Consider the following 18,223-nt stretch of genomic DNA (forward strand, 5'->3'; position numbering starts at 1 on the left):
GACGCATGCCGGCATCGCTGGAGGGGACCGTCGCGGTCGTGACGGGGGCCGCGCGCGGCATCGGCCGGGCGATCGCGCTCGAGCTCGCGGAGGCGGGCGCGGACGTCGGGCTGGGGCTGAAGGACGCGGAGCGCGACGCGGGCCTCGTCGCCGAGATCGAGGCGCTCGGGCGCCGGGCGCTGCCGCTCGCGATGGACGTGACCGACCTGGCGCGGGCGCGGGCGGCGATCGACCGCGCGGTCGCGGAGCTCGGCCGGATCGACGTGCTCGTCAACAACGCGGGCGGCAGCATCCTCGGCGACGCGATCGACGTGACCGAGGACGACTTCGACGCGGTCTGGGCGCTCAACACGCGCAGCACGTTCTTCCTGTCCCAGCAGGCCGCGCGGCACATGCGCGGCTCCGGCGGCGGCGCGATCATCAACGTCGCGTCGCAGGCCGGGCTCGTCGCGCTGCCGGGGGAGTCCTCCTACTGCACCGCGAAGGCGGCCGTGATTCACCTGACCCGCTGCCTCGCCGTCGAGTGGGGCGGGCTCGGGATCCGCGTCAACGCCGTCGCGCCGACGTTCATCGAGACGGACGGGACGGAGCCGGCGCTCTCCGACCCCGCGTTCCGCGCGGACGTCGTCGAGCGGATCGCCGCGCTGCACCGCATCGGCACGCCGACGGAGGTGTCGGCCGCGGTCGCGTTCCTCGCGTCGCCCGCCGCCTCCCTCATCACCGGGCAGACGCTCGCGATCGACGGGGGCTGGACGGTCCGCTGACCGCCCGGCCCCCGTCCCGCCTGCTGCAGGCGGGGCTACTGCAGGTGGGGCGCGAGGAGGGCCTTCGTCGCGGGGCCGGTGCGGTCCGAGGCGCCCAGCTGGTGCCAGTGCGGGTAGCGCAGCGGCTCGAGCGAGACGGCGTCGAGGCGCGCGAGCTCGTCCGCGGACAGCTCGAGGTCGGCGGCGGCGAGGTTGTCCGCCAGCTGCTCCTCCGTGCGCGCGCCGACGATCAGCGACGTGACCGCCGGCTTCGCCAGCGTGTAGGCGAGCGCGACGCGCGCCGCGGAGACGCCGTGGCCGTCGCCGATCTCGACGAGCGCGTCGATCGTGTCGTAGAGCCGGTCCTCGTCGTGGATGGGCGGCTCGGTCCAGCCGGCGAAGCGACGGGTGCCCTCGGGGGCGTCCTGGCCGCGGCGGTACTTGCCGGAGAGCAGGCCGCCGGCGATCGGGCTCCACACGAGGATGCCGAGGCCCTGGTCGATGGACACCGGCACGAGCTCGGTCTCGGCGTCGCGGGCCTGCAGCGAGTAGTAGATCTGCTGGCTGACGAACTTCTCGAGGTGGTGCCGGTCCGACGTCCACAGCGCCTTCATCAGCTGCCAGCCCGTGTAGTTGGAGGCGCCGAGGTAGCGGACCTTGCCGGAGCGCACGAGGTCGTCGAGCGCGCGGAGCGTCTCGTCGAGCGGGGTCTGCCCGTCCCACTCGTGCACCTGGTACAGGTCGATGTGGTCGGTCCTCAGGCGACGGAGGCTCGCCTCGGCCGCCCGGACGATGTGGTGCCGGGAGAGGCCCGCGTCGTTCGGGCCCTCGCCCATCGCGCCGCGCACCTTCGTCGCGATGAGGACGTCGTCGCGGTTCGCGCCGAGCGCCTCGCCGAGGATCTCCTCGGACAGGCCGTTCGAGTACACGTCCGCGGTGTCGATCAGGTTGACGCCGGCGTCGCGGGCCAGGTCGATCTGCCGGCGGGCGCCGTCGACGTCGAGGTTCCCGATGGGGGTGGCCCACCCGGTGCCGCCGAAGCCCATGGTGCCGAGGGTGATGGTGGAGACGCGGAGGCCGGACGAGCCGAGCTGTCGGTACTGCATGCCGCGAGCGTAGGCACGGCCGCTCCGCGCCTCCTGCAGGGTTCCGCCGTCCGGCGCCCTAGCCGGCGAGGACGAGGGCGATCGCCTGGGCGCGGCTGGTCGCGCCGAGCTTCGCGAGGATCGCGGTCACGTACGACTTCACGGTCGCGGGGGTGAGGAAGAGCTCGGCCGCGATCTCGGGGTTGGCCCGGCCCTCGGCGACCCGCGCGAGCACGTCCGCCTCCCGCGCGGTGAGCGCCGGGAAGCGGGCGCGGAGGCCGGCGGCGTCCGTCGGGGCGGGGGCCGGCTCCGGCGCGAAGCCGGCGGCGAGCCGGGCGCCGACCGCGGGGTCGAAGACCGCCTGGCCCTCGGCCGCAGACCGCACGGCCGCGAGCAGCTCGCGCCGGCCCGCGTCCTTCGTCAGGTACCCGATCGCGCCGGCGCGCAGCGCACCGGCGATGGAGGCGTCGTCGGCGTAGGTGGTCAGCACGAGCACGCGGGTGCCCGGCCGCTCGGCGAGGATCCGCGCGGTCGCGCCCGCGCCGTCGAGGACGGGCATCCGCAGGTCCATGAGCACGAGGTCCGGCGCGAGCTCGGCCGCGAGGCGCACCGCCTCGGCGCCGTCCGCGGCCTGCCCGACCACCTCCACCTCGTCGCTGAGACCCAGCACCGTCACGAGGCCGTCGCGCACGATCGCCTGGTCGTCGGCGACGAGCACCCGGATCACGCGAGCACCGCCCGCGCCTCGACGACGAACCGGTCCGCGCGACGGCCCGCGGTCGCGGCGGAGCCGTCGTCGAGCGCCGTGAAGCGCTCCGCCATGCCGACGAGCCCGTGGCCGCCGCCGGGCGAGGGGACGGGCGTCTCCGGCGCCGGGTTCTCGACCCGGAGGAGGAGAACCCGCGGATCGCGCTCGACCACGACGCGGACGGGCGCGGCGGGGGCGTGCCGCCGCGCGTTCGTGAGCGCCTCCTGCAGCGCCCGGAGGAGGGCCTGGCGGTGCGGCTGATCGACGCCCGTCAGCGCCGCGTCGCCGACGACCTCGAGCTCGCCCCCGAGCGACCGGTGCGCGGCGAGCAGGTCGTCGAGCGCCTCGTCGGGCACGGCTGGCGCGGGCTCGGTCTCGCGGGCCGGGTCGCGGAGCGCGGCCACGGCGCGGCGGGCGTCGGCGAGCCCCTCCGCGGCGAGGCTCCGAGCGGCGCCGGCTCGCACGGCGGCCTCGTCGACGCGGCCGCGCTCGAGCAGCGCCTCGATCGCGTCGAGCTGCAGCACGAGACCGCCGAGGCCGTGCGCGAGCACGTCGTGGATGTCGCGCGCGACGGCGGCCCGGTCCTCCAGCAGGCGGTTCCGCGCGGCGTCCTGCTCCGCGGTCCGCGCCGCCTCCCGCAGCGCCTCCTGCTGCTCGACGGCCTTCACCCGGTAGCGGCGGCTGACGCCGATGAGCACGCCGAACGCGAGCACGCCGAGGTCGATCAGCAGCGCCGTCGCGGTCAGCCGGGCGAGCGCGCCGGCGACGAGCAGCAGGGCGGTCCCGCCGCCGGTGAGCGCGACGACGGGGACGAGCCGCTGCCGCGGGTCGCCGATCAGCAGCACGGACCCCGCGACCAGCCCCGCGACGAGCTGCGGCACCCCGAGGCCCGCGCAGATCGCGGACGCGGCCGCGCAGACGACGATCAGCGCGGAGCGGAGCCGCCCGGGCTGCAGCACCGTCCAGGCGAGCCACAGCAGCAGGGACGCGACCGCCAGCACGAGCACCGGCGGGTGCTCGACGGCCGCCCGGGTCTGCAGGGCGCTCAGCCCGAGCGCCGCGATGATGACGAGCACGACCCAGCTGCGCGTGCCGGTCGGGTCGGGCGCGCCGAACGGCACGGCCCGCGAGGGCCGTGCCGTTCTCGGACGGTCGGTCACAGGTCGATCATGCCGACAGGAGCGCCGCCTGCGGGGCGCGGGAGCGGGCGACGAGCGCGGTCGCGCCGCGCGCGGCGGCGAGGATCAGCAGCGACACCCCGGTCGAGGTCGCCGCGTGGACGCCGAGCGCCGGACCCGCGACGGAGACGCCGACGCGCATCGCGATGAGCACGAGCCAGAGGGCCGCGCCGACGGCGCCCGTCCGGGCCTCCCACGCTCCGGGCGCAGCGGGCGAGGCGCGGAAGACCGTCCGGACGCCCATCGTCGCGCCCACGCCGAGCGCGACCGCGACCTCGCCCGCGAGCACCACCAGGTCGACGGCGCCGATGCGCACCGCGGTCGTCGCCGTCGCGATCTGCACGAGCCCGAGCGCGCCGAGCACGATCGGGAGGCGCAGCACGCGGTGCGCGTCGAACCGGGTCCAGCGCAGCTGGCGCCACACGAGCAGGGCGACCACCACGAGGGCGAGGGCGGCGATCGCGTAGGGCTGCAGGGACATCGGGTTCCTCCTCCTCGGGCCGCCGTCCGGCGACCTGCTCCCAGCGTCCTCGGCGGGCAGGCGGCGCGACACCGACCAGGGGTGGTGCCCGGGTGGTGTTCCGTCGGATGTCAAGCCCGGGCCTCCGCGGGCGGCGTGTCCGGGAGGATGGGGCGACGGCAGGGGGAGCGCGGTTGCAGGACCGATCGGAGATCCGGATCGAGGCGTCGGGGCGACGCCCCGAGGACGCGATCGCGGCCCTGCCGGGCCTGTACGGCGGCACCCGGTGGTCGGCCGCCGGCGACGAGTACGAGTTCCGCTACACCGCCGTCGGCGACGACGCCCTGACGCTGCGCACGTCGCGGATGCGCGGGTCGATCACCGGGGACATCCCGGTCGGCGACGACGTCGTCGTGCAGTGGCTCGTCTCCGGCAGCGGCCGGGTGGACCCGACCGGGGAGGACATCCGGCTCGCACCGAACGTGCCGCTGCTCTTCCCCGCGGATCGCGCCTTCGTCTTCGACTACCGGGACTACGACCAGCGGCTCGTCCACCTCAGCCGGGCCGCCATCGCGGGGCTCGCCGCGGAGCGAGGGCTCACCGCGGCGCTCCGGTTCGACCACGCCGCGGTCCCGGCGGAGTCCGCGACCGCGCTGTGGTTCGACACGGTGGCGATGGCGGCGCGGACCGTACGGCGGGGACCCGTCAACGACCTGCTCTGGCACGAGCTGACGCGGATGACGACCGCGGCGTTCCTCGAGCTGTACCCGCCGCTCGCGGAGCCGGACGACCCGCTGCTGCAGCCCGGCGCCGGCGCGGTCCGGCAGGCGGTCGAGCACATCCGGCGCTCGATCGACCTCCCGCTGACCCCCTCCGAGATCGCCGCGGTCGTCGGGATCTCGCCGCGGGCGCTGCAGGCCGGGTTCCAGCGCTTCCTCGGCACCTCGCCCGCGGCCTACATCCGGTCCGTGCGGATGGAGGCGGCGCACGCCGAGCTCGCCGCCGGAGATCCGGCGCGCACGACCGTCGCCGCTGTCGCCCGCCGCTGGGGGTTCGCGCACCTCGGTCGCTTCTCCGCGCAGTACCGGGAGCGGTACGGCAGGAACCCGAGCGAGACCCTCCGGAACTGATCCGTTCCGCGACGCGGGCTGTCCATCCTGCGCAGGAGTCCTGCCGAGTACGCAGCCCGCGTCGTACGGTCGAGCCATGGGGACCGCGCGGACGACGTGGACGGTACGGGGAGCGGGGCCGGTGGCGGAGATCGCGGAGACCGACGAGGTCTTCTACAGCGTCCGCGAGTGCGGGAGGTGCGGCGGGCGGCTGGAGGCCACCCGCGGCCTGCTCGGTGAGCGCTGGGTCTGCACCGCCTGCGGCAAGAAGGCGCACTGAGCCGACCGCTCAGAACGGGCAGGGCTCGTCCGGGTCCGACGGGCGGGGCGGGAGCAGCTCGGGTGGTGCGGGGTCGAGCGGGTCGTTCGGCGGGTCCGAGAAGTGGTGGCCCCAGGCCTCGTTCCAGCCGACGGTGCCGTCGTCCTCGACCGCCTCGGTGAAGAGGCCTGCTGATTTCAGGTTGTGGTCGGTCCTGCCGAGGGTGACGAGGTTGGCGGAGTCGGTGGTGCCGCCGTGCTGCCACTCCCTCGCGTGGTCGATGTCCGCCAGGTGCGGCGGGGTCGTCGAGCCGGGGAACCGGGACCGCCCGTCGCGGATCTTCACCCACCGGGCCAGGTCGGCCGGTGGCGCGTAGACCCTGCGATCCATCGTCAGCCGGACCCCGGTGATCGGGTCGGTGAGGACGCGGATGAATGAGGTCGCCGTGCCGGCGAGGGCCTTGGCGGTCTCGAGGTCGATCGGGCCGTAGCCGGTCAACTGCGCCTGCTCCTTCGTCTTCCCGAGCCAGGCGAGTGCTGGGACGGTGAGGATCAGCTGGACCTGCACGGGCTTGCGCTGGGGTACGAGCGCTCCGTCCGTGGCGGGCGACTGGAGGCCGTTGCGCAGGAGGTCGAGGGCGATGTCGTGGCGGAGCTGCGCGATCCCGCGGGTCTCGCCGTCGATGCCGTGCGCGGCGACGGCCGCCCTGTGCAGGGCGTCGTTGATCGGCACCCAGTCGGCTGCGAGGCCTTCCGCGACGAACGCGACGCCGCCGTCGTGGCCGAGCTCCAGGCTCGTGCGGCGGCGCTCGTGCGTGGTCCGGGCGCGCTTCGCGGCTGCCTCGTCATCGAGCCGCGCCCGGGCCTTGCGGAGGTCGTCCTTCAGCCGCATCGAGGAGACGACCTTGACCGCGGCGACCTCGTCGTACGCGGCCCAGTGCTCGGCGTCGAGCCCCTCTGCTTCGCGGACGACGGTCCGCATCCGGTTCCAGGACGCCTTCCCGGCCTGGAACGCCCTCCAGGTGAGCGGGAGGCGGTCGCGGAGGATCAGCCCTGCGTCGACCTCGCCAGCGACCGCGGCCGGGTGGGCGCCGTTCTGGAGGCCGAAGGAGCGGAAGAACGCCTGCGCACCGAGTCCCGCACGGGTGCCGTAGGACGAGCCGAAGCGGACCGCGAGATCGATCATGGCGCGCTCGTACGCGAAGAGGAGCGCGTCGATCCGGTGCGCATCGGCGATCGTGCTCGCCCGTGCGGCCTCCGCAGCCATCTCCTGGCTGTAGACGGCGGCGTCCTCGGTCAGCGCCGCGGGCAGCGCGCGCCAAGCGTCGGCGAGCTCGGGCGGGATCGCCCGCTCGGCCTCATCGCTTGCACCGTCCTCGAACACGTGTCCGAATGTAGAGGAGGGGTCCGACAGCGGTTCGCTGCCACCGCCCGGTCGGAGGTCCGGTCTACGGTCCTGCCGTGGCCGACGACGACACCGCCCCAGCACCCGCACTGGCGCCGGACTACCCGGTCGAGACGGAGCGGCTGCTGCTGCGACCGATCGATCCGGAGCGCGACCTCGACGCGATGCACGCGTACCGGTCGCGTGAGGACGTGTGCGCGTACATCCCGCCCGTGCCGGCCACGCGCGAGCGGCTCGCCGAGATCTACCGCGACCCGGAGCGCACCCGCTCCGTGCTCACCGAGGCGGGCCAGACCCTCGCGCTCGCGGTCGAGCTGCGCGCGACCGGCGAGCTGATCGGCGACCTCGTGCTGTTCTGGCACAGCGCGGAGCACCGCAGCGGCGAGGTCGGCTACATCGTCGCGCCCGAGCACCAGGGGCACGGCTACGCCACGGAGGCGACCCGCGCCCTCCTCGCGCTCGGCTTCGACGGGCTCGGGCTGCACCGGATCACGGGCCGCATCGACGCCCGCAACCCCGCGTCCGGCCGCGTGCTGACCAAGGCCGGCATGCGGCAGGAGGCGGTGCTCGTCGAGAACGAGTGGTTCAAGGGGGAGTGGAGCACCGAGGTCGACTTCGCGATCCTCGAGCAGGAGTGGCGGGAGCAGCGCGACCTCTAGTCAAGGAGCCTTGACATGGCGACCGGCGTCGGCCAGGCTCGAGTCATGACAAGCAACCTTGACACTCGGGCCGCCAGCACCGGCGACCGTCGTCGGAGCAGGGCGTACCTGGCCGAGTTCGTCCCGGGCATCGCGGCCTACGTCCTCCTGCTGTCCGCGGCCCTGCTCTGGGGCGGCTTCGACGGCACGAGCCCGGGGCGCTTCGTCTGGGCGCTCCTCCCGGTGCTGCCGATGATCTGGATCGCCGTGGCCGTGCTCCGGCACCTGCGTCGCCTCGACGAGTACCAGCGGGCCCGCACGCTCAGCGGGCTCGGGGCGGGATTCGCGGTCGCGATGCTGGCGTCGATCGCGCTCGGCATCCTGCAGAGCGCGGGGCTCGAGCTCGAGGGCTCGGGCTTCTGGATCTACGCGCTCGGCATGGCGACGTGGGGCATCAGCGCCGCGGTCACGAGCCGTCGATGAGGAACGACCTCCGGCAGCGCCGGGAGGAACGGGCATGGACGCAGGCGCAGCTCGCCGATCGGCTCGACGTCTCGCGGCAGACCGTGAACGCGCTCGAGACCGGGCGCTACGACCCCAGCCTGCCGCTCGCCTTCCGCATCGCCGCGCTCTTCGAGGCGCCGATCGAGGCGATCTTCGAGCCGGACGGCGCCGACCTCGACGTCCGCCGTTGACACCGGGAGGGCCCGTGCCTCGACGAGGCGCGGGCCCTTCCGGTCGAACGGTCAGTGGGCGACGACCGGCTCCGCGGCCTGCTGGCCGGGCTTCGCGTGCGACGGCGCCTGCGGGCGGCCCCAGCGGAGGATGAAGAACGCCAGCACCGCGACGCCGACGAACACGCCCGAGGACGTGAGGAAGGCGGTGTGGTAGCTGTCGAGCTGCGCCAGGGCCTGCGCCTGCCGTGAGGTGCCGTTGTCCGTCAGGTACCGCGTGACGGCGCCCGCCGCGATCGTCGACAGCACGGCCGTGCCGATCGAGCCGCCGATCTGCTGCGACGTGTTCACCATCGCCGAGCCGACGCCGGCGTCGCGCGGGTCGATGCCCGCCGTCGCGGTGTTGAAGGCGGCGCCGAAGATGTTGCCCATGCCGAGGCCGAGGACCACGAGGCCGGGGGCGACGGTCAGCCAGTAGTCGCTGTCGAGCCCGATCCGGCTGAGGATGAACAAGCCGGTCGCGCCGAGCAGCGCGCCGATCACGATCATCGGCTTCGGGCCGAACCGCGGCAGCACGCGCGGGGCGATCAGCGTCGAGGTCAGCGCGATCGTGACGGGCATCGGGAGGAAGCCGATCCCCGTCTGCAGCGGCGTGTACCCGCGGAGCACCTGCAGGTAGTAGGCGAGGAACAGGAAGACGCCGAACAGCGCGGCGCCCGTCAGCGCGACCGTCAGGTACGCGCCGCCGCGCTGCCGGTCGAGCACGACGCGGAGCGGCAGCAGCGGGTGCGCGACCCGCGACTCGAGGACGACGAACGCGACGAGCAGCACGACGCCGAGCACGAGCGAGACGATCGTCTGCGCCTCGCCCCAGCCGTTCGTCTCCGCGGAGGAGAAGCCGTAGACGACCGCGACGAGGCCGAGCGACACGATGATCGTGCCCGGCAGGTCGAGCTTCGGCCGCGTGCCGGTCGGGCCCTGACGGCCGAAGAAGGTGAACGCGCCGACGATCGCGACGATCGCGAAGAACAGGTTCACGTAGAGGCACCAGCGCCAGGACGCGTACTCCGTGAGCACGCCGCCGAGCAGCAGGCCGACCGCGCCCCCGGAGCCGGCGACGGCGCCGAACACGCCGAAGGCGCGTCCGCGCTCGCGGCCGTCGGTGAAGGTGGTGCTGAGCAGCGACAGCGCGGCGGGGGCGAGCAGCGCGCCGAACGCGCCCTGGATCGCGCGAGCCGCGACGAGCTCGCCGAAGCTCTGCGCGGCGCCGCCGAACGCGGAGGCGGCGGCGAAGCCGACGAGCCCCGCGATGTAGGTGACCTTGCGCCCGAAGAGGTCCGACAGGCGCCCGCCGAGCAGCAGCAGGCCGCCGAAGGCGAGCGAGTAGGCCGTGACGACCCACTGCCGCTGGTCGGAGTCGAAGTCGAGCGCCTTCTGCGCGGTCGGCAGCGCGATGTTCACGATGGTGGCGTCGAGCACGACCATCAGCTGCGAGAGCGCGAGCACGGCGAGCACCCACCAGCGGTGCTCGTGCTTGGCGCCGTGGCGCCGGGCGGGCGCCGCGGAGGCGGGGGCAGGGGATTCGACAGTCGTGTCCGCCACGCGGAGCTCCTTCGATCGGTCGGAGGGGTTCGCGCGGCGCTGCACAGAACGGAGGGGGACGCCGAAGCGCCCGCTCAAGAGAAGCAGAGCGGGCGCCCAGGTATTCCCCCGACGCGCGGCGCTCTCGGGCGACGCGCGTCGGGAGGGGGTCTAGCGGGCCGCCTCCTTCGCCGCCTTCCGGGCCTTCGGCCCGAACGCGAGGCCGCCCATGTCCTCGAGGCTCACACCCTTCGTCTCCGGCACGAGGAAGAACACGAACAGCAGCGAGATCAGCGCGAACGCGGCGTAGAGGCCGTAGGTGAGCGGCAGCGACAGGTCCGCCAGCGGCGGGAAGGTGAGCGTGACGACGAAGTTCGCGATCCACTGCGCGGCCGCGGCGACGCCGAGCGCCTTGGCGCGGATGCGGTTCGGGAACATCTCGCCGAGCAGGACCCACACGAGCGGGCCCCAGGTCGCGCCGAAGCAGACGACGAACAGGTTCGCGCCGATCAGCGCGATGACGCCCCACGGGTTCGGCAGGGTCACCGCGCCGCCGGAGCCGGTCTGGGCCTGGCTGAACGAGACCGCGACGGCCGCGAGCGCGATCACCATGCCCGCGGAGCCGCCGAGCAGCAGCGGGCGCCGCCCGACCTTGTCGACGAACGCGATCGCGACGAACGTGACGACGACGTTGATGATCGCGGAGATCACCGAGATCGCGAAGGAGTCCTTGAAGCCGACCGCGTTCCAGAGCGTCGTCGAGTAGTAGAAGATCACGTTGATCCCGACGAACTGCTGCAGCACCGAGAGCACGATGCCCGCCCACACGACGGGCTGGAGCCCGAGGACGGGCCCGCGGAGGTTCGCCTTGCGGGCGTTCTCGCGGTCCTCCTTGATCGTGTCCTCGATGCTCCGGACCTCGTCGTCGATGTCCTCCGGCGACGTCGTCTGCTGCAGCACGGCGCGGGCGCCCTGCTCGTCCCGCTTCGCGAGCAGGTGGCGGGGCGACTCGGGCAGCCGCAGCGCGATCACGCCGTAGAGCACGGACGGCACGACGCCGACGAGGAACATCCAGCGCCACGCCTCGGCGCCGAACAGCAGCTGGCGGGAGGCGCCGTCGGCGCCGTTGAAGTCGGCGAGCAGCGCGTCGGAGAGCAGCGCGGCGAAGATGCCGAGCGTGATCGCGAGCTGCTGGAGGGAGCCGAGCCGGCCGCGCACGTTCGCGGGCACGACCTCCGCGATGTAGGTCGGGGAGACGACGGAGGCGACGCCGATGCCGAGGCCGCCGACGACGCGCCAGAACATGAAGTCGCCGACGCCGAACGCGAGGCCGGCGCCGAGGGAGCTGACGAGGAAGAGGACCGCGCCGACGAGCATCGTGCGGGTGCGGCCGATCCGGTCCGCGATGCGGCCCGCCAGGTAGGCGCCGACGGCGCAGCCGAGCAGCGCGACCGCCACGGCGAAGCCCTGCAGCGTCGGGTTCAGCTTGAACTGCTTGCCGATGGCGTCGACCGCGCCGTTCACGACGGACGAGTCGAACCCGAAGAGGAACCCGCCGAGCGCGCCGGCGACGGCGAGCGCCGTGACCTTGCGCTTGAGCCGCGCGAGATCGGGCGGAGCCGTCCTGCTGTCGCGGTGCTGGGTGCTGCTCATGTGCCGGTGTCCTGCCCCGCGGCCAGACGAGCGGGTACCCGGTCGTGCCGCGTCCATGCGACTGGGACCCGGCTGCAATGCTGCCGCGGATTGGTTTGGCGTCCGCTGAGCGGCGCCGGGCTCTCAGGCGACGGTCGTGCGGCCCGTCGCGGCGTCGAGCGCCTGGTCGAGGTCGGCGACGATGTCGTCCAGGTCCTCGATGCCGACGCTGATGCGCACGAGCCCCGCCTGCACGCCCGCGTCCTCCAGCTGCTGGTCGGTCAGCTGCGCGTGCGTGGTCGACGCGGGGTGGATGACGAGCGTCTTCGCGTCGCCGATGTTCGCGAGGTGGCTCGCCAGGTCGACGGACTCGATGAACGTGCGGCCCGCGTCGCGGCCGCCCTTCACGCCGAAGCCGAACACGCTGCCCGGCCCCTTCGGCAGGTACTTCCGCGCCCGCTCGAAGTGCGGGTGCGACGCCAGGCCCGCCCAGCTGACGTACTCGACGCGGTCGTCCGCCTCCAGCCACTCCGCCACGGCCCGCGCGTTGTCGACGTGCGCCTGCATGCGGAAGGGGAGGGTCTCGACGCCGAGCGACAGGAGGAACGCGGAGTGCGGCGCGAGCGCCGGGCCGGTGTCGCGCAGCTGCTCCGCGCGGAGCCGGGTGAGGAAGGCGTACTCGCCGAAGTTGCCGTGCCACTGCAGGCCGCCGTACGACGGCACGCTCTGCTCGAAGAGCGGGAAGCGCTCGCCGGACCAGTCGAAGCGGCCCGACTCGCTGACGACGCCGCCGAGCGTCGTGCCGTGGCCGCCGAGGAACTTCGTCGCGGAGTGCGTCACCATGTCCGCGCCCCACTCCATCGGCCGCGAGAGGTACGGCGTCGCGACGGTGGCGTCGATCATCAGCGGCACGCCCGCCGCGTGCGCGACGTCGGCGAGGCCCTCGACGTCGGCCACGGTGCCGGAGGGGTTCGCGACGCTCTCCGCGAAGACCACCTTCGTGCGGTCGGTGATCGCCGCCGCATAGGCCTCCGCGTCGCTCGACTGCACGAACGTCGTCTCCACGCCGAAGCGGCGCAGCGACACGTCGAGCTGCGTGAGGGAGCCGCCGTAGAGGTTGGCGGAGGCGACGACGTGGTCGCCCTGGCCGACGAGGCTCGCGAAGGTGATGTACTGCGCGCCCAGCCCGGACGCGGTGGCCACCGAGCCGAGGGCGCCCTCGAGGCTCGCGATGCGCTCCTCGAACGCGGCGACCGTCGGGTTCGCGAGGCGGCTGTAGATGTTCCCGTACTTCTGCAGCGCGAAACGGGCGGCCGCGTCGTCGGTGTCGTCGAAGACGAACGCGCTCGTCTGGTAGATCGGCAGCGCCCGAGCGCCGGTCGTCGCGTCCGGGATGTTCCCCGCGTGGATCGCCCTGGTTCGGAACCCGTACTCGCGGTCGGCCATGCGTTCGACGCTACCGGCGCCCGGATGCGGGCGATCCCCGCCGCGTCACCGGGAGGAACGCGACGGGGATCGAGAGGTCCGGCTCAGCTGCCGAGCTTCGTGTCGGCCGTCTGCTCCGCCTTGTCGATCTGGTCGCCGTGCTTCCCGCCGGTGGCCTTGTCCGCCGCGTCGCCGGCCTTGTCGAGGGCGCTGTCGCTGGCCTGCTCGCCCTTGTCCGAGCTCAGGAAGTCCTTCGCCTTGTCTCCGATGCCGCTCATGCGGTGCTCCGTCCCTCCGCGCCCAACGGCGCGGTCGGCCAGAGTCTGCGCGGCCGGGGTGGGCGCCTCCTCCCCGGCGCCCGACCGTCCGCTGCACACGCGGCGCGTCCTCCCTTGACGCACCACCGGCGGTGCCGTTGGATCGGTGACACTTCACGGACTGAGGAGGGCGCATGGCGACCACGGCCGAGCTGCTGGCGGCGAACCTGCACGGGGTCTTCGGGGAGCGGGACGCCGACCGGCGTCGCGCGACGGCGGACGCGATCTACACGGACGACGTGCGGTTCGTCGACCCGGAGGAGACGGTGGTCGGCGTCGACGCCGTGGTGGCGAAGGCGGCCGGGCTGCTCGACGGCGCGCCCGGCTTCGTCTTCACCGACGACGGCCCCGCGTACTCGGCGGGGGAGCGGGCCGCGCTCGCGTGGCGGTTCGGGCCAGCCGGCGCGGAGCCCGTGGCGCGCGGCATCGACGTGCTCACGGTCGTCGACGGCCGGATCGCCGAGGTGCTGACCCTGCTCGCCTGACCGTCAGCGGCGGCCCGGCGCTCAGGGGTGGTCGCTCGGGCGCGGCAGCGAGCCGTGCTCGATGAGCGAGTCGTAGACGCGGTCGAGCGCGTCGTGCAGCCGCCCGAGGTCCTCGCGCGGGAGCGCGTCGAGCACCGCGGCGCGCACGAACGCGACGTGGCCGGGCGTCGCCTCGGCGAGCACGCGGCGCCCCTCCGCCGTCAGGGCGACCTCGGACCCGCGGTGGTCGTCCTCGGACCGGTCCGTCGCGACGAGGCCGCGCGCCCGCATCCGGGCGAGGTGGTGCGACAGCCGGCTCCGCTCCCAGCCGATGCGCACCGCGAGGTCGCCGACGCGCAGCCGCCCGTCGCCCTCGCTGGTCAGCGCGACGAGCACGTCGTAGTCCGCCATCGAGATCCCGGAGGCGGTGCGCAGCTGCCGGTTCATCTCGTGGCGGACCCGCAGCAGGACCTTCATGTACGAGTACCAGAACGCGGTCTCGTCCTCGTCGAGCAGCGAGAACGGCGACGCGGGGTCGAACGGCGGGGCGGGCACGCCCTCCTCCCGGCCCGTCACGCCCTCGCGGGCTCGGTGGCGGCCCAGAGGTCGGGACCGGGCAGCGGCGCGCCGTCGATCGCGGCCGCCACCCAGGCGTCCGTCGGCACGACCGCGGCGAAGCCCGACGCGAGCACGAGCAGGCTCCGCTCGTGCACCTCGCGCGCGGTCATCGCGCCGGCCGGGGTCGTGAGCGGCAGGGTGCCGGTCGCGTCCGACAGCACCTCGACGGCGAGGCCGAGGTCCGCCGCGTCGCGCGCCGTCGATTCGTCGCAGTGCTGCGTCATGAAGCCGGCGATCGCGAGCGTGTCGACGTCGCGCGCGGCGAGCCACTCCGCGAGGCGGGTGCCGCCGAAGCACGACACCTGCTGCTTGACGAGCAGCAGGTCGTGCGCCGCGTCGGCGACCACGTCGTGCAGCTCGGCGCCGCGTGAGCCCTCCGCGAAGACGGGGGAGTCCGCCGCGTCGACGTGCCGCACGAGGACCACCGGCACCTCCGCGGCGTGCGCGGCCTCCACGGCGGCCTTGATGTTCGGGAGGCTCTCCTCGAGCGGCGGGTGCGCGATCGGCAGGGCGCCGTCCACGTACTCGCGCTGCACGTCGATCACGATCAGCGCCCTGCGGGGCCCGGAGTCGGTCATGCCGCGACGGTAGCCCTCAGTCGATGGACAGCAGCACCCGGCCGTGCACGGCCGGGTCCATGACGGCGTCGTGCGCCTCGGCGATCCGATCCAGGGGGAGCACGGCGGCGACGGGCGCCTCGAGCGCCCCGGCGGCGGCTGCGGCGGAGAGGTCGGCCGCGGCCTGCGCCTTCGCCGCCTCCGGGAAGTCGTCGCTGCCGAGCAGCCGGATCGTCGTGTTCTGGAAGAGCATCGGCCAGAAGGGCAGGCCCGGCCGGTCGTCGTGCGTGGCGTAGGCGGCGATCACGCCGAGGTTGCGGATCACGGCGGCGTCGAGGTCGGCATTGGCGTCGAGCGCGACCTCCACGATCCGGTCGACGCCGCCGGGCGCGAGGCGGAGGACGGCGGCGGCCGGGTCGTCGTCGAGCGCGACGAGGGACGAGACGCCCCGCACCGCGGCGGACGTCGCCGTGCGCACCGTGCCGATCACGGTGGCGCCGCCCCACGCGGCGAGCTGGGCGGCGAGGGAGGAGACTGCGCCGCGCACGCCGTGGACGAGCACCGTCGAGCCCGACACGGGGCCGTCGCCGAAGACCGCGCGGTGCGCCGTGATGCCGGGGATGCCGAGGGCGGCGCCGAGGTCGTCGGACACGCCGTCCGGCAGGTCGACCGCGAGCGGCTCGGGGACCACGACGTACTCCGCCGCCGTGCCGAGCTGCCGGTACGACTGCGCGCCGTGCACCCAGACCCGGCGCCCGATCCGGGCCGCGTCTGCGCCGGGACCGACGGCGTCGATCACGCCGACGCCATCGCTGTGCGGGACGACCCGCGGGTACGCCATCCCGCTGTACTCGCCGGTGCGCTTCTTGACGTCGCCCGGGTTGATCCCGGACCGGGTCACGCGCACCCGCACCTCGCCCTCTCCGGGCTCCGGGTCGGGCAGCTCGCCCACCTGCAGCACAGACGAGGGGCCCTGCGTGTCGTACCAGGCTGCGCGCACGTCGCCCACTGTGCCACCGCCGTCGGACGGCGGCGCTCGGAAGCCCGGGAACCGGCCCCTGACCTGGGCGGGCGCCCCCGGCTGGTACCCTGGGAACGCGCCCGAGACGGGCGTGGGCGTCGAAGCGCACCCGACCTCCCGCATCCAGCGGTCGAGACGGTGTCGCACGCGGCGCGTTCAGGTGCACAGTCCGCACCGCCGCCGCGGCCAGAACGCCGCATCGAATCAGAGAGAACCCCTGTGCCCGCTTCCTTCGCCGATCTCGGCGTGCCCGCATCCCTGCTCCCGGCCCTCGACGGCCTCGGGATCGCGGAGCCCTTCCCCATTCAGACCGCCACGCTGCCCGACAGCCTCGCCGGCCGCGACGTGCTCGGCCGCGGCCGCACCGGCAGCGGCAAGACGCTCGCCTTCGCGCTGCCGCTCGTCGCCCGCCTGCAGGGCGGCCAGCGCCGCTCCGGCCGGCCCCGCGGCCTCGTGCTCGCACCGACCCGCGAGCTCGCCACGCAGATCGCGGCGACCGTGCAGCCGATCGCGGCCGCGGCGGGCATGACCGTGACGACCGTCTTCGGCGGCGTCTCGCAGAACCCGCAGGTCGCGGCGCTCCGGGCCGGCGTCGACATCCTGGTCGCCTGCCCCGGCCGGCTCGAGGACCTGCTGAAGCAGCGCGCCCTGACGCTCGACGGCATCGAGATCACCGTGCTCGACGAGGCCGACCACATGGCCGACATGGGCTTCCTGCCGGGCGTCACCCGCCTGCTCGCCGCGACGCCGCAGGGCGGCCAGCGGCTGCTGTTCTCCGCGACGCTCGACAACGGCGTGGACAAGCTGGTCAAGCGCTTCCTCTCGAACCCGGTCACGCACTCCGTGGACGACGGCCGCCCCGCGGTCGAGACGATGGAGCACGCCGTGCTCGAGGTCGCCGACGCCGACGGCAAGCGCCTCGTGATGGAGGCGCTCGCCGGAGGCACCGACCGCCGCATCCTGTTCGTGCGGACGAAGCACGTCGCGAAGCGGATCGCGAAGCAGCTGACCGCCGCGGGCATCCCCGCCGCGGACCTGCAGGGCAACCTCTCGCAGAACGCGCGCGAGCGGAACCTCGCCGCGTTCTCCTCCGGCGCCATCAAGGTGCTCGTCGCGACCGACGTCGCGGCCCGCGGCGTGCACGTCGACGACGTGGCGCTCGTGATCCACGTCGACCCGCCCACCGAGCACAAGGCGTACCTGCACCGCTCCGGCCGCACCGCGCGCGCCGGCGCCGCGGGCACCGTCGTGACGCTCGTCCTGCCGGAGCAGCGTCGGGACGTCGCGCAGCTGCTCCGCGCGGCCGGCATCGCCGCGAAGCCGGTCCAGGTGACGGCGCAGTCCGACGCGGTCCGCGACCTCGTCGGCGAGGTCGCGCCGAAGGTCGCGCCCGCTCCCGTCGTCGTGCAGCAGCAGGCGCCGGCCCGCCCGAAGGCGGACCGGCCCGCCGGGCAGCAGCGCGCCGGCGGCCAGCAGCAGCGCCGCACCCGCGGCGAGGGCGTCGAGCGCACCGGCGCCCCGGCAGCCGGCGGCGGCCGCCGCCGCGGCTCCGGCGAGGGCCAGGGCGAGCGGCGCGACCGGTCGGAGCGGTCGGGCCAGGCGGGCCGGTCCGGGCAGAGCGGCGAGCGCCGTCGCGGCGGCGAGGGCCGTCCGGCCGCCGGTGGCGGCCGCCGCGACGAGCCCCGCGGCGCCGCTCCCGTGCGCTACTCCACCTCCTCCGGCTCCACGCCGCGCGCGGCCTGGGCCCAGTTCAGCGACGCCGCCCCGGCGGAGCGGCGCGGCAGCCGCCGCGCGGGCCGTCCGGCCGGCCGCCCCGAAGGCGGTCGCTGACCCCACTGCGATGCGTGCACCGGAATAGAACCCGGTGCACGCGTCTTGGTGGTGGCATGGCAACGATCTATACGGCCGAGGCGCTCTCCACGGGCGCCGGGCGAAACGGGCACGTCCGCTCCTCCGAGGGCATCCTCGACCTCGACATGGCGGCGCCGAAGGAGATGGGCGGCTCCGGCGCGGGCGCGAACCCCGAGCTGCTGTTCGCGGCCGGCTACGCGGCCTGCTTCCACTCCGCCCTCCAGGGCGTCGCGCGCAGCCGGAAGGTGTCGCTCGGCGACTCGAGCGTCGGCGCGCGCGTCGGCATCGGCCCGAACGACGCGGGCGGCTACGCGCTGACCGTGCACCTCGAGGTCGTGATCCCGGACCTGCCGCACGACCAGGCCCAGGAGCTCGCCGACGCGGCGCACCAGGTGTGCCCGTACTCGAACGCGACGCGCGGCAACATCGAGGTGACGGTCGCCGTCTCCGACGACTGAC

At 74.6% G+C, this 18,223-nt stretch carries 21 protein-coding genes; 9 read left to right on the forward strand and 12 right to left on the reverse strand.

Annotation, left to right across the window (positions count from 1 at the left end):
• Positions 1-5: 5 nt before the first annotated feature.
• Complete coding sequence (locus D1781_RS04475) at positions 6-764, forward strand: SDR family NAD(P)-dependent oxidoreductase (protein ID WP_119481036.1); 759 nt, start codon at positions 6-8, stop codon at positions 762-764.
• Between the two features lie 35 nt (positions 765-799).
• Here D1781_RS04475 and D1781_RS04480 read toward each other — a convergent pair whose 3' ends face one another.
• Genes D1781_RS04480 through D1781_RS04495 form a run of 4 tightly spaced genes read right to left on the reverse strand, consistent with a single transcriptional unit; the run spans position 800 to position 4,235 of the window.
• On the reverse strand, positions 800-1,849 hold the full coding sequence (locus tag D1781_RS04480; protein ID WP_119481037.1) for an aldo/keto reductase: 1,050 nt from the start codon (positions 1,847-1,849) through the stop codon (positions 800-802).
• A gap of 58 nt (positions 1,850-1,907) precedes the next feature.
• Positions 1,908-2,555, reverse strand: a complete 648-nt coding sequence (locus D1781_RS04485) for a response regulator (RefSeq protein ID WP_119481038.1) — start codon at positions 2,553-2,555, stop codon at positions 1,908-1,910.
• A complete protein-coding gene (locus tag D1781_RS04490; protein ID WP_147392035.1) occupies positions 2,552-3,736 on the reverse strand; it encodes a sensor histidine kinase in 1,185 nt (394 codons plus the stop codon). Before D1781_RS04490 ends, D1781_RS04485 begins: the two co-directional genes overlap by 4 nt.
• Positions 3,737-3,743: 7 nt before the next feature.
• On the reverse strand, positions 3,744-4,235 hold the full coding sequence (locus D1781_RS04495) for a hypothetical protein (RefSeq protein WP_119481040.1): 492 nt from the start codon (positions 4,233-4,235) through the stop codon (positions 3,744-3,746).
• A gap of 173 nt (positions 4,236-4,408) precedes the next feature.
• Here D1781_RS04495 and D1781_RS04500 point away from each other — a divergent pair, with 173 nt between their 5' ends.
• On the forward strand, positions 4,409-5,344 hold the full coding sequence (locus D1781_RS04500) for a helix-turn-helix transcriptional regulator (RefSeq protein ID WP_119481041.1): 936 nt from the start codon (positions 4,409-4,411) through the stop codon (positions 5,342-5,344).
• A 76-nt stretch (positions 5,345-5,420) separates the two neighbouring features.
• Entirely contained in the window at positions 5,421-5,603 is a 183-nt protein-coding gene (locus tag D1781_RS17330) for a hypothetical protein (protein ID WP_147392036.1), read from the forward strand.
• A 9-nt stretch (positions 5,604-5,612) separates the two neighbouring features.
• Here D1781_RS17330 and D1781_RS04505 read toward each other — a convergent pair whose 3' ends face one another.
• On the reverse strand, positions 5,613-6,965 hold the full coding sequence (locus D1781_RS04505; protein ID WP_119481042.1) for an HNH endonuclease signature motif containing protein: 1,353 nt from the start codon (positions 6,963-6,965) through the stop codon (positions 5,613-5,615).
• Between the two features lie 77 nt (positions 6,966-7,042).
• On the opposite strand from D1781_RS04505, the gene D1781_RS04510 reads away from it, so the two are divergent.
• The 3 genes from D1781_RS04510 to D1781_RS04520 are packed head-to-tail and all read left to right on the forward strand — an operon-like array spanning position 7,043 to position 8,319.
• Entirely contained in the window at positions 7,043-7,645 is a 603-nt protein-coding gene (locus D1781_RS04510) for a GNAT family N-acetyltransferase (RefSeq protein WP_233550981.1), read from the forward strand.
• Positions 7,646-7,690: 45 nt separating this feature from the next.
• Positions 7,691-8,107, forward strand: a complete 417-nt coding sequence (locus tag D1781_RS04515; protein ID WP_147392037.1) for a hypothetical protein — start codon at positions 7,691-7,693, stop codon at positions 8,105-8,107.
• Positions 8,104-8,319 carry a helix-turn-helix transcriptional regulator gene (locus D1781_RS04520; RefSeq protein ID WP_119481044.1) on the forward strand — a complete coding sequence of 72 codons (216 nt, stop codon included), beginning with the start codon at positions 8,104-8,106 and terminating at the stop codon, positions 8,317-8,319. Before D1781_RS04515 ends, D1781_RS04520 begins: the two co-directional genes overlap by 4 nt.
• A 51-nt stretch (positions 8,320-8,370) precedes the next feature.
• On the opposite strand, the gene D1781_RS04525 is transcribed toward D1781_RS04520, so the two are convergent.
• The 4 genes from D1781_RS04525 to D1781_RS04540 form a co-directional block, all read right to left on the reverse strand.
• Entirely contained in the window at positions 8,371-9,900 is a 1,530-nt protein-coding gene (locus D1781_RS04525) for an MFS transporter (protein ID WP_233550982.1), read from the reverse strand.
• A gap of 150 nt (positions 9,901-10,050) precedes the next feature.
• Positions 10,051-11,532 (reverse strand): sugar porter family MFS transporter, encoded by a 1,482-nt coding sequence (locus D1781_RS04530; protein WP_119481045.1) that lies wholly within the window; start codon positions 11,530-11,532, stop codon positions 10,051-10,053.
• Between the two features lie 123 nt (positions 11,533-11,655).
• The gene (locus tag D1781_RS04535) at positions 11,656-12,957 is read right to left on the reverse strand and encodes an O-acetylhomoserine aminocarboxypropyltransferase/cysteine synthase family protein (RefSeq protein WP_119481046.1); all 1,302 of its coding nucleotides are present in this window, start codon (positions 12,955-12,957) and stop codon (positions 11,656-11,658) included.
• A gap of 83 nt (positions 12,958-13,040) precedes the next feature.
• Positions 13,041-13,214: an antitoxin gene (locus D1781_RS04540; protein ID WP_119481047.1), complete on the reverse strand. Its 174-nt coding sequence runs from the start codon at positions 13,212-13,214 to the stop codon at positions 13,041-13,043.
• A gap of 173 nt (positions 13,215-13,387) precedes the next feature.
• Here D1781_RS04540 and D1781_RS04545 point away from each other — a divergent pair, with 173 nt between their 5' ends.
• Positions 13,388-13,738, forward strand: a complete 351-nt coding sequence (locus tag D1781_RS04545) for a nuclear transport factor 2 family protein (RefSeq protein WP_119481048.1) — start codon at positions 13,388-13,390, stop codon at positions 13,736-13,738.
• Positions 13,739-13,759: 21 nt separating this feature from the next.
• Here D1781_RS04545 and D1781_RS04550 read toward each other — a convergent pair whose 3' ends face one another.
• The 3 genes from D1781_RS04550 to D1781_RS04560 are packed head-to-tail and all read right to left on the reverse strand — an operon-like array spanning position 13,760 to position 15,892.
• Positions 13,760-14,272 carry a MarR family winged helix-turn-helix transcriptional regulator gene (locus D1781_RS04550; protein WP_233550984.1) on the reverse strand — a complete coding sequence of 171 codons (513 nt, stop codon included), beginning with the start codon at positions 14,270-14,272 and terminating at the stop codon, positions 13,760-13,762.
• Between the two features lie 17 nt (positions 14,273-14,289).
• The gene (locus D1781_RS04555) at positions 14,290-14,913 is read right to left on the reverse strand and encodes a cysteine hydrolase family protein (RefSeq protein WP_119481049.1); all 624 of its coding nucleotides are present in this window, start codon (positions 14,911-14,913) and stop codon (positions 14,290-14,292) included.
• Between the two features lie 16 nt (positions 14,914-14,929).
• Positions 14,930-15,892, reverse strand: coding sequence for an NADPH:quinone reductase (locus D1781_RS04560; protein ID WP_119481735.1), 963 nt, complete (start codon positions 15,890-15,892; stop codon positions 14,930-14,932).
• 267 nt (positions 15,893-16,159) lie between these two features.
• Between D1781_RS04560 and D1781_RS04565 the strand changes: the two genes are divergently transcribed.
• Entirely contained in the window at positions 16,160-17,743 is a 1,584-nt protein-coding gene (locus D1781_RS04565; protein WP_233550986.1) for a DEAD/DEAH box helicase, read from the forward strand.
• Positions 17,744-17,799: 56 nt separating this feature from the next.
• The gene (locus D1781_RS04570) at positions 17,800-18,222 is read left to right on the forward strand and encodes an organic hydroperoxide resistance protein (RefSeq protein WP_119481051.1); all 423 of its coding nucleotides are present in this window, start codon (positions 17,800-17,802) and stop codon (positions 18,220-18,222) included.
• Position 18,223: the final 1 nt, after the last annotated feature.

Source organism: Amnibacterium setariae, from assembly GCF_003581425.1.
GTDB classification, from domain to species: Bacteria; Actinomycetota; Actinomycetes; order Actinomycetales; family Microbacteriaceae; genus Amnibacterium; species Amnibacterium setariae.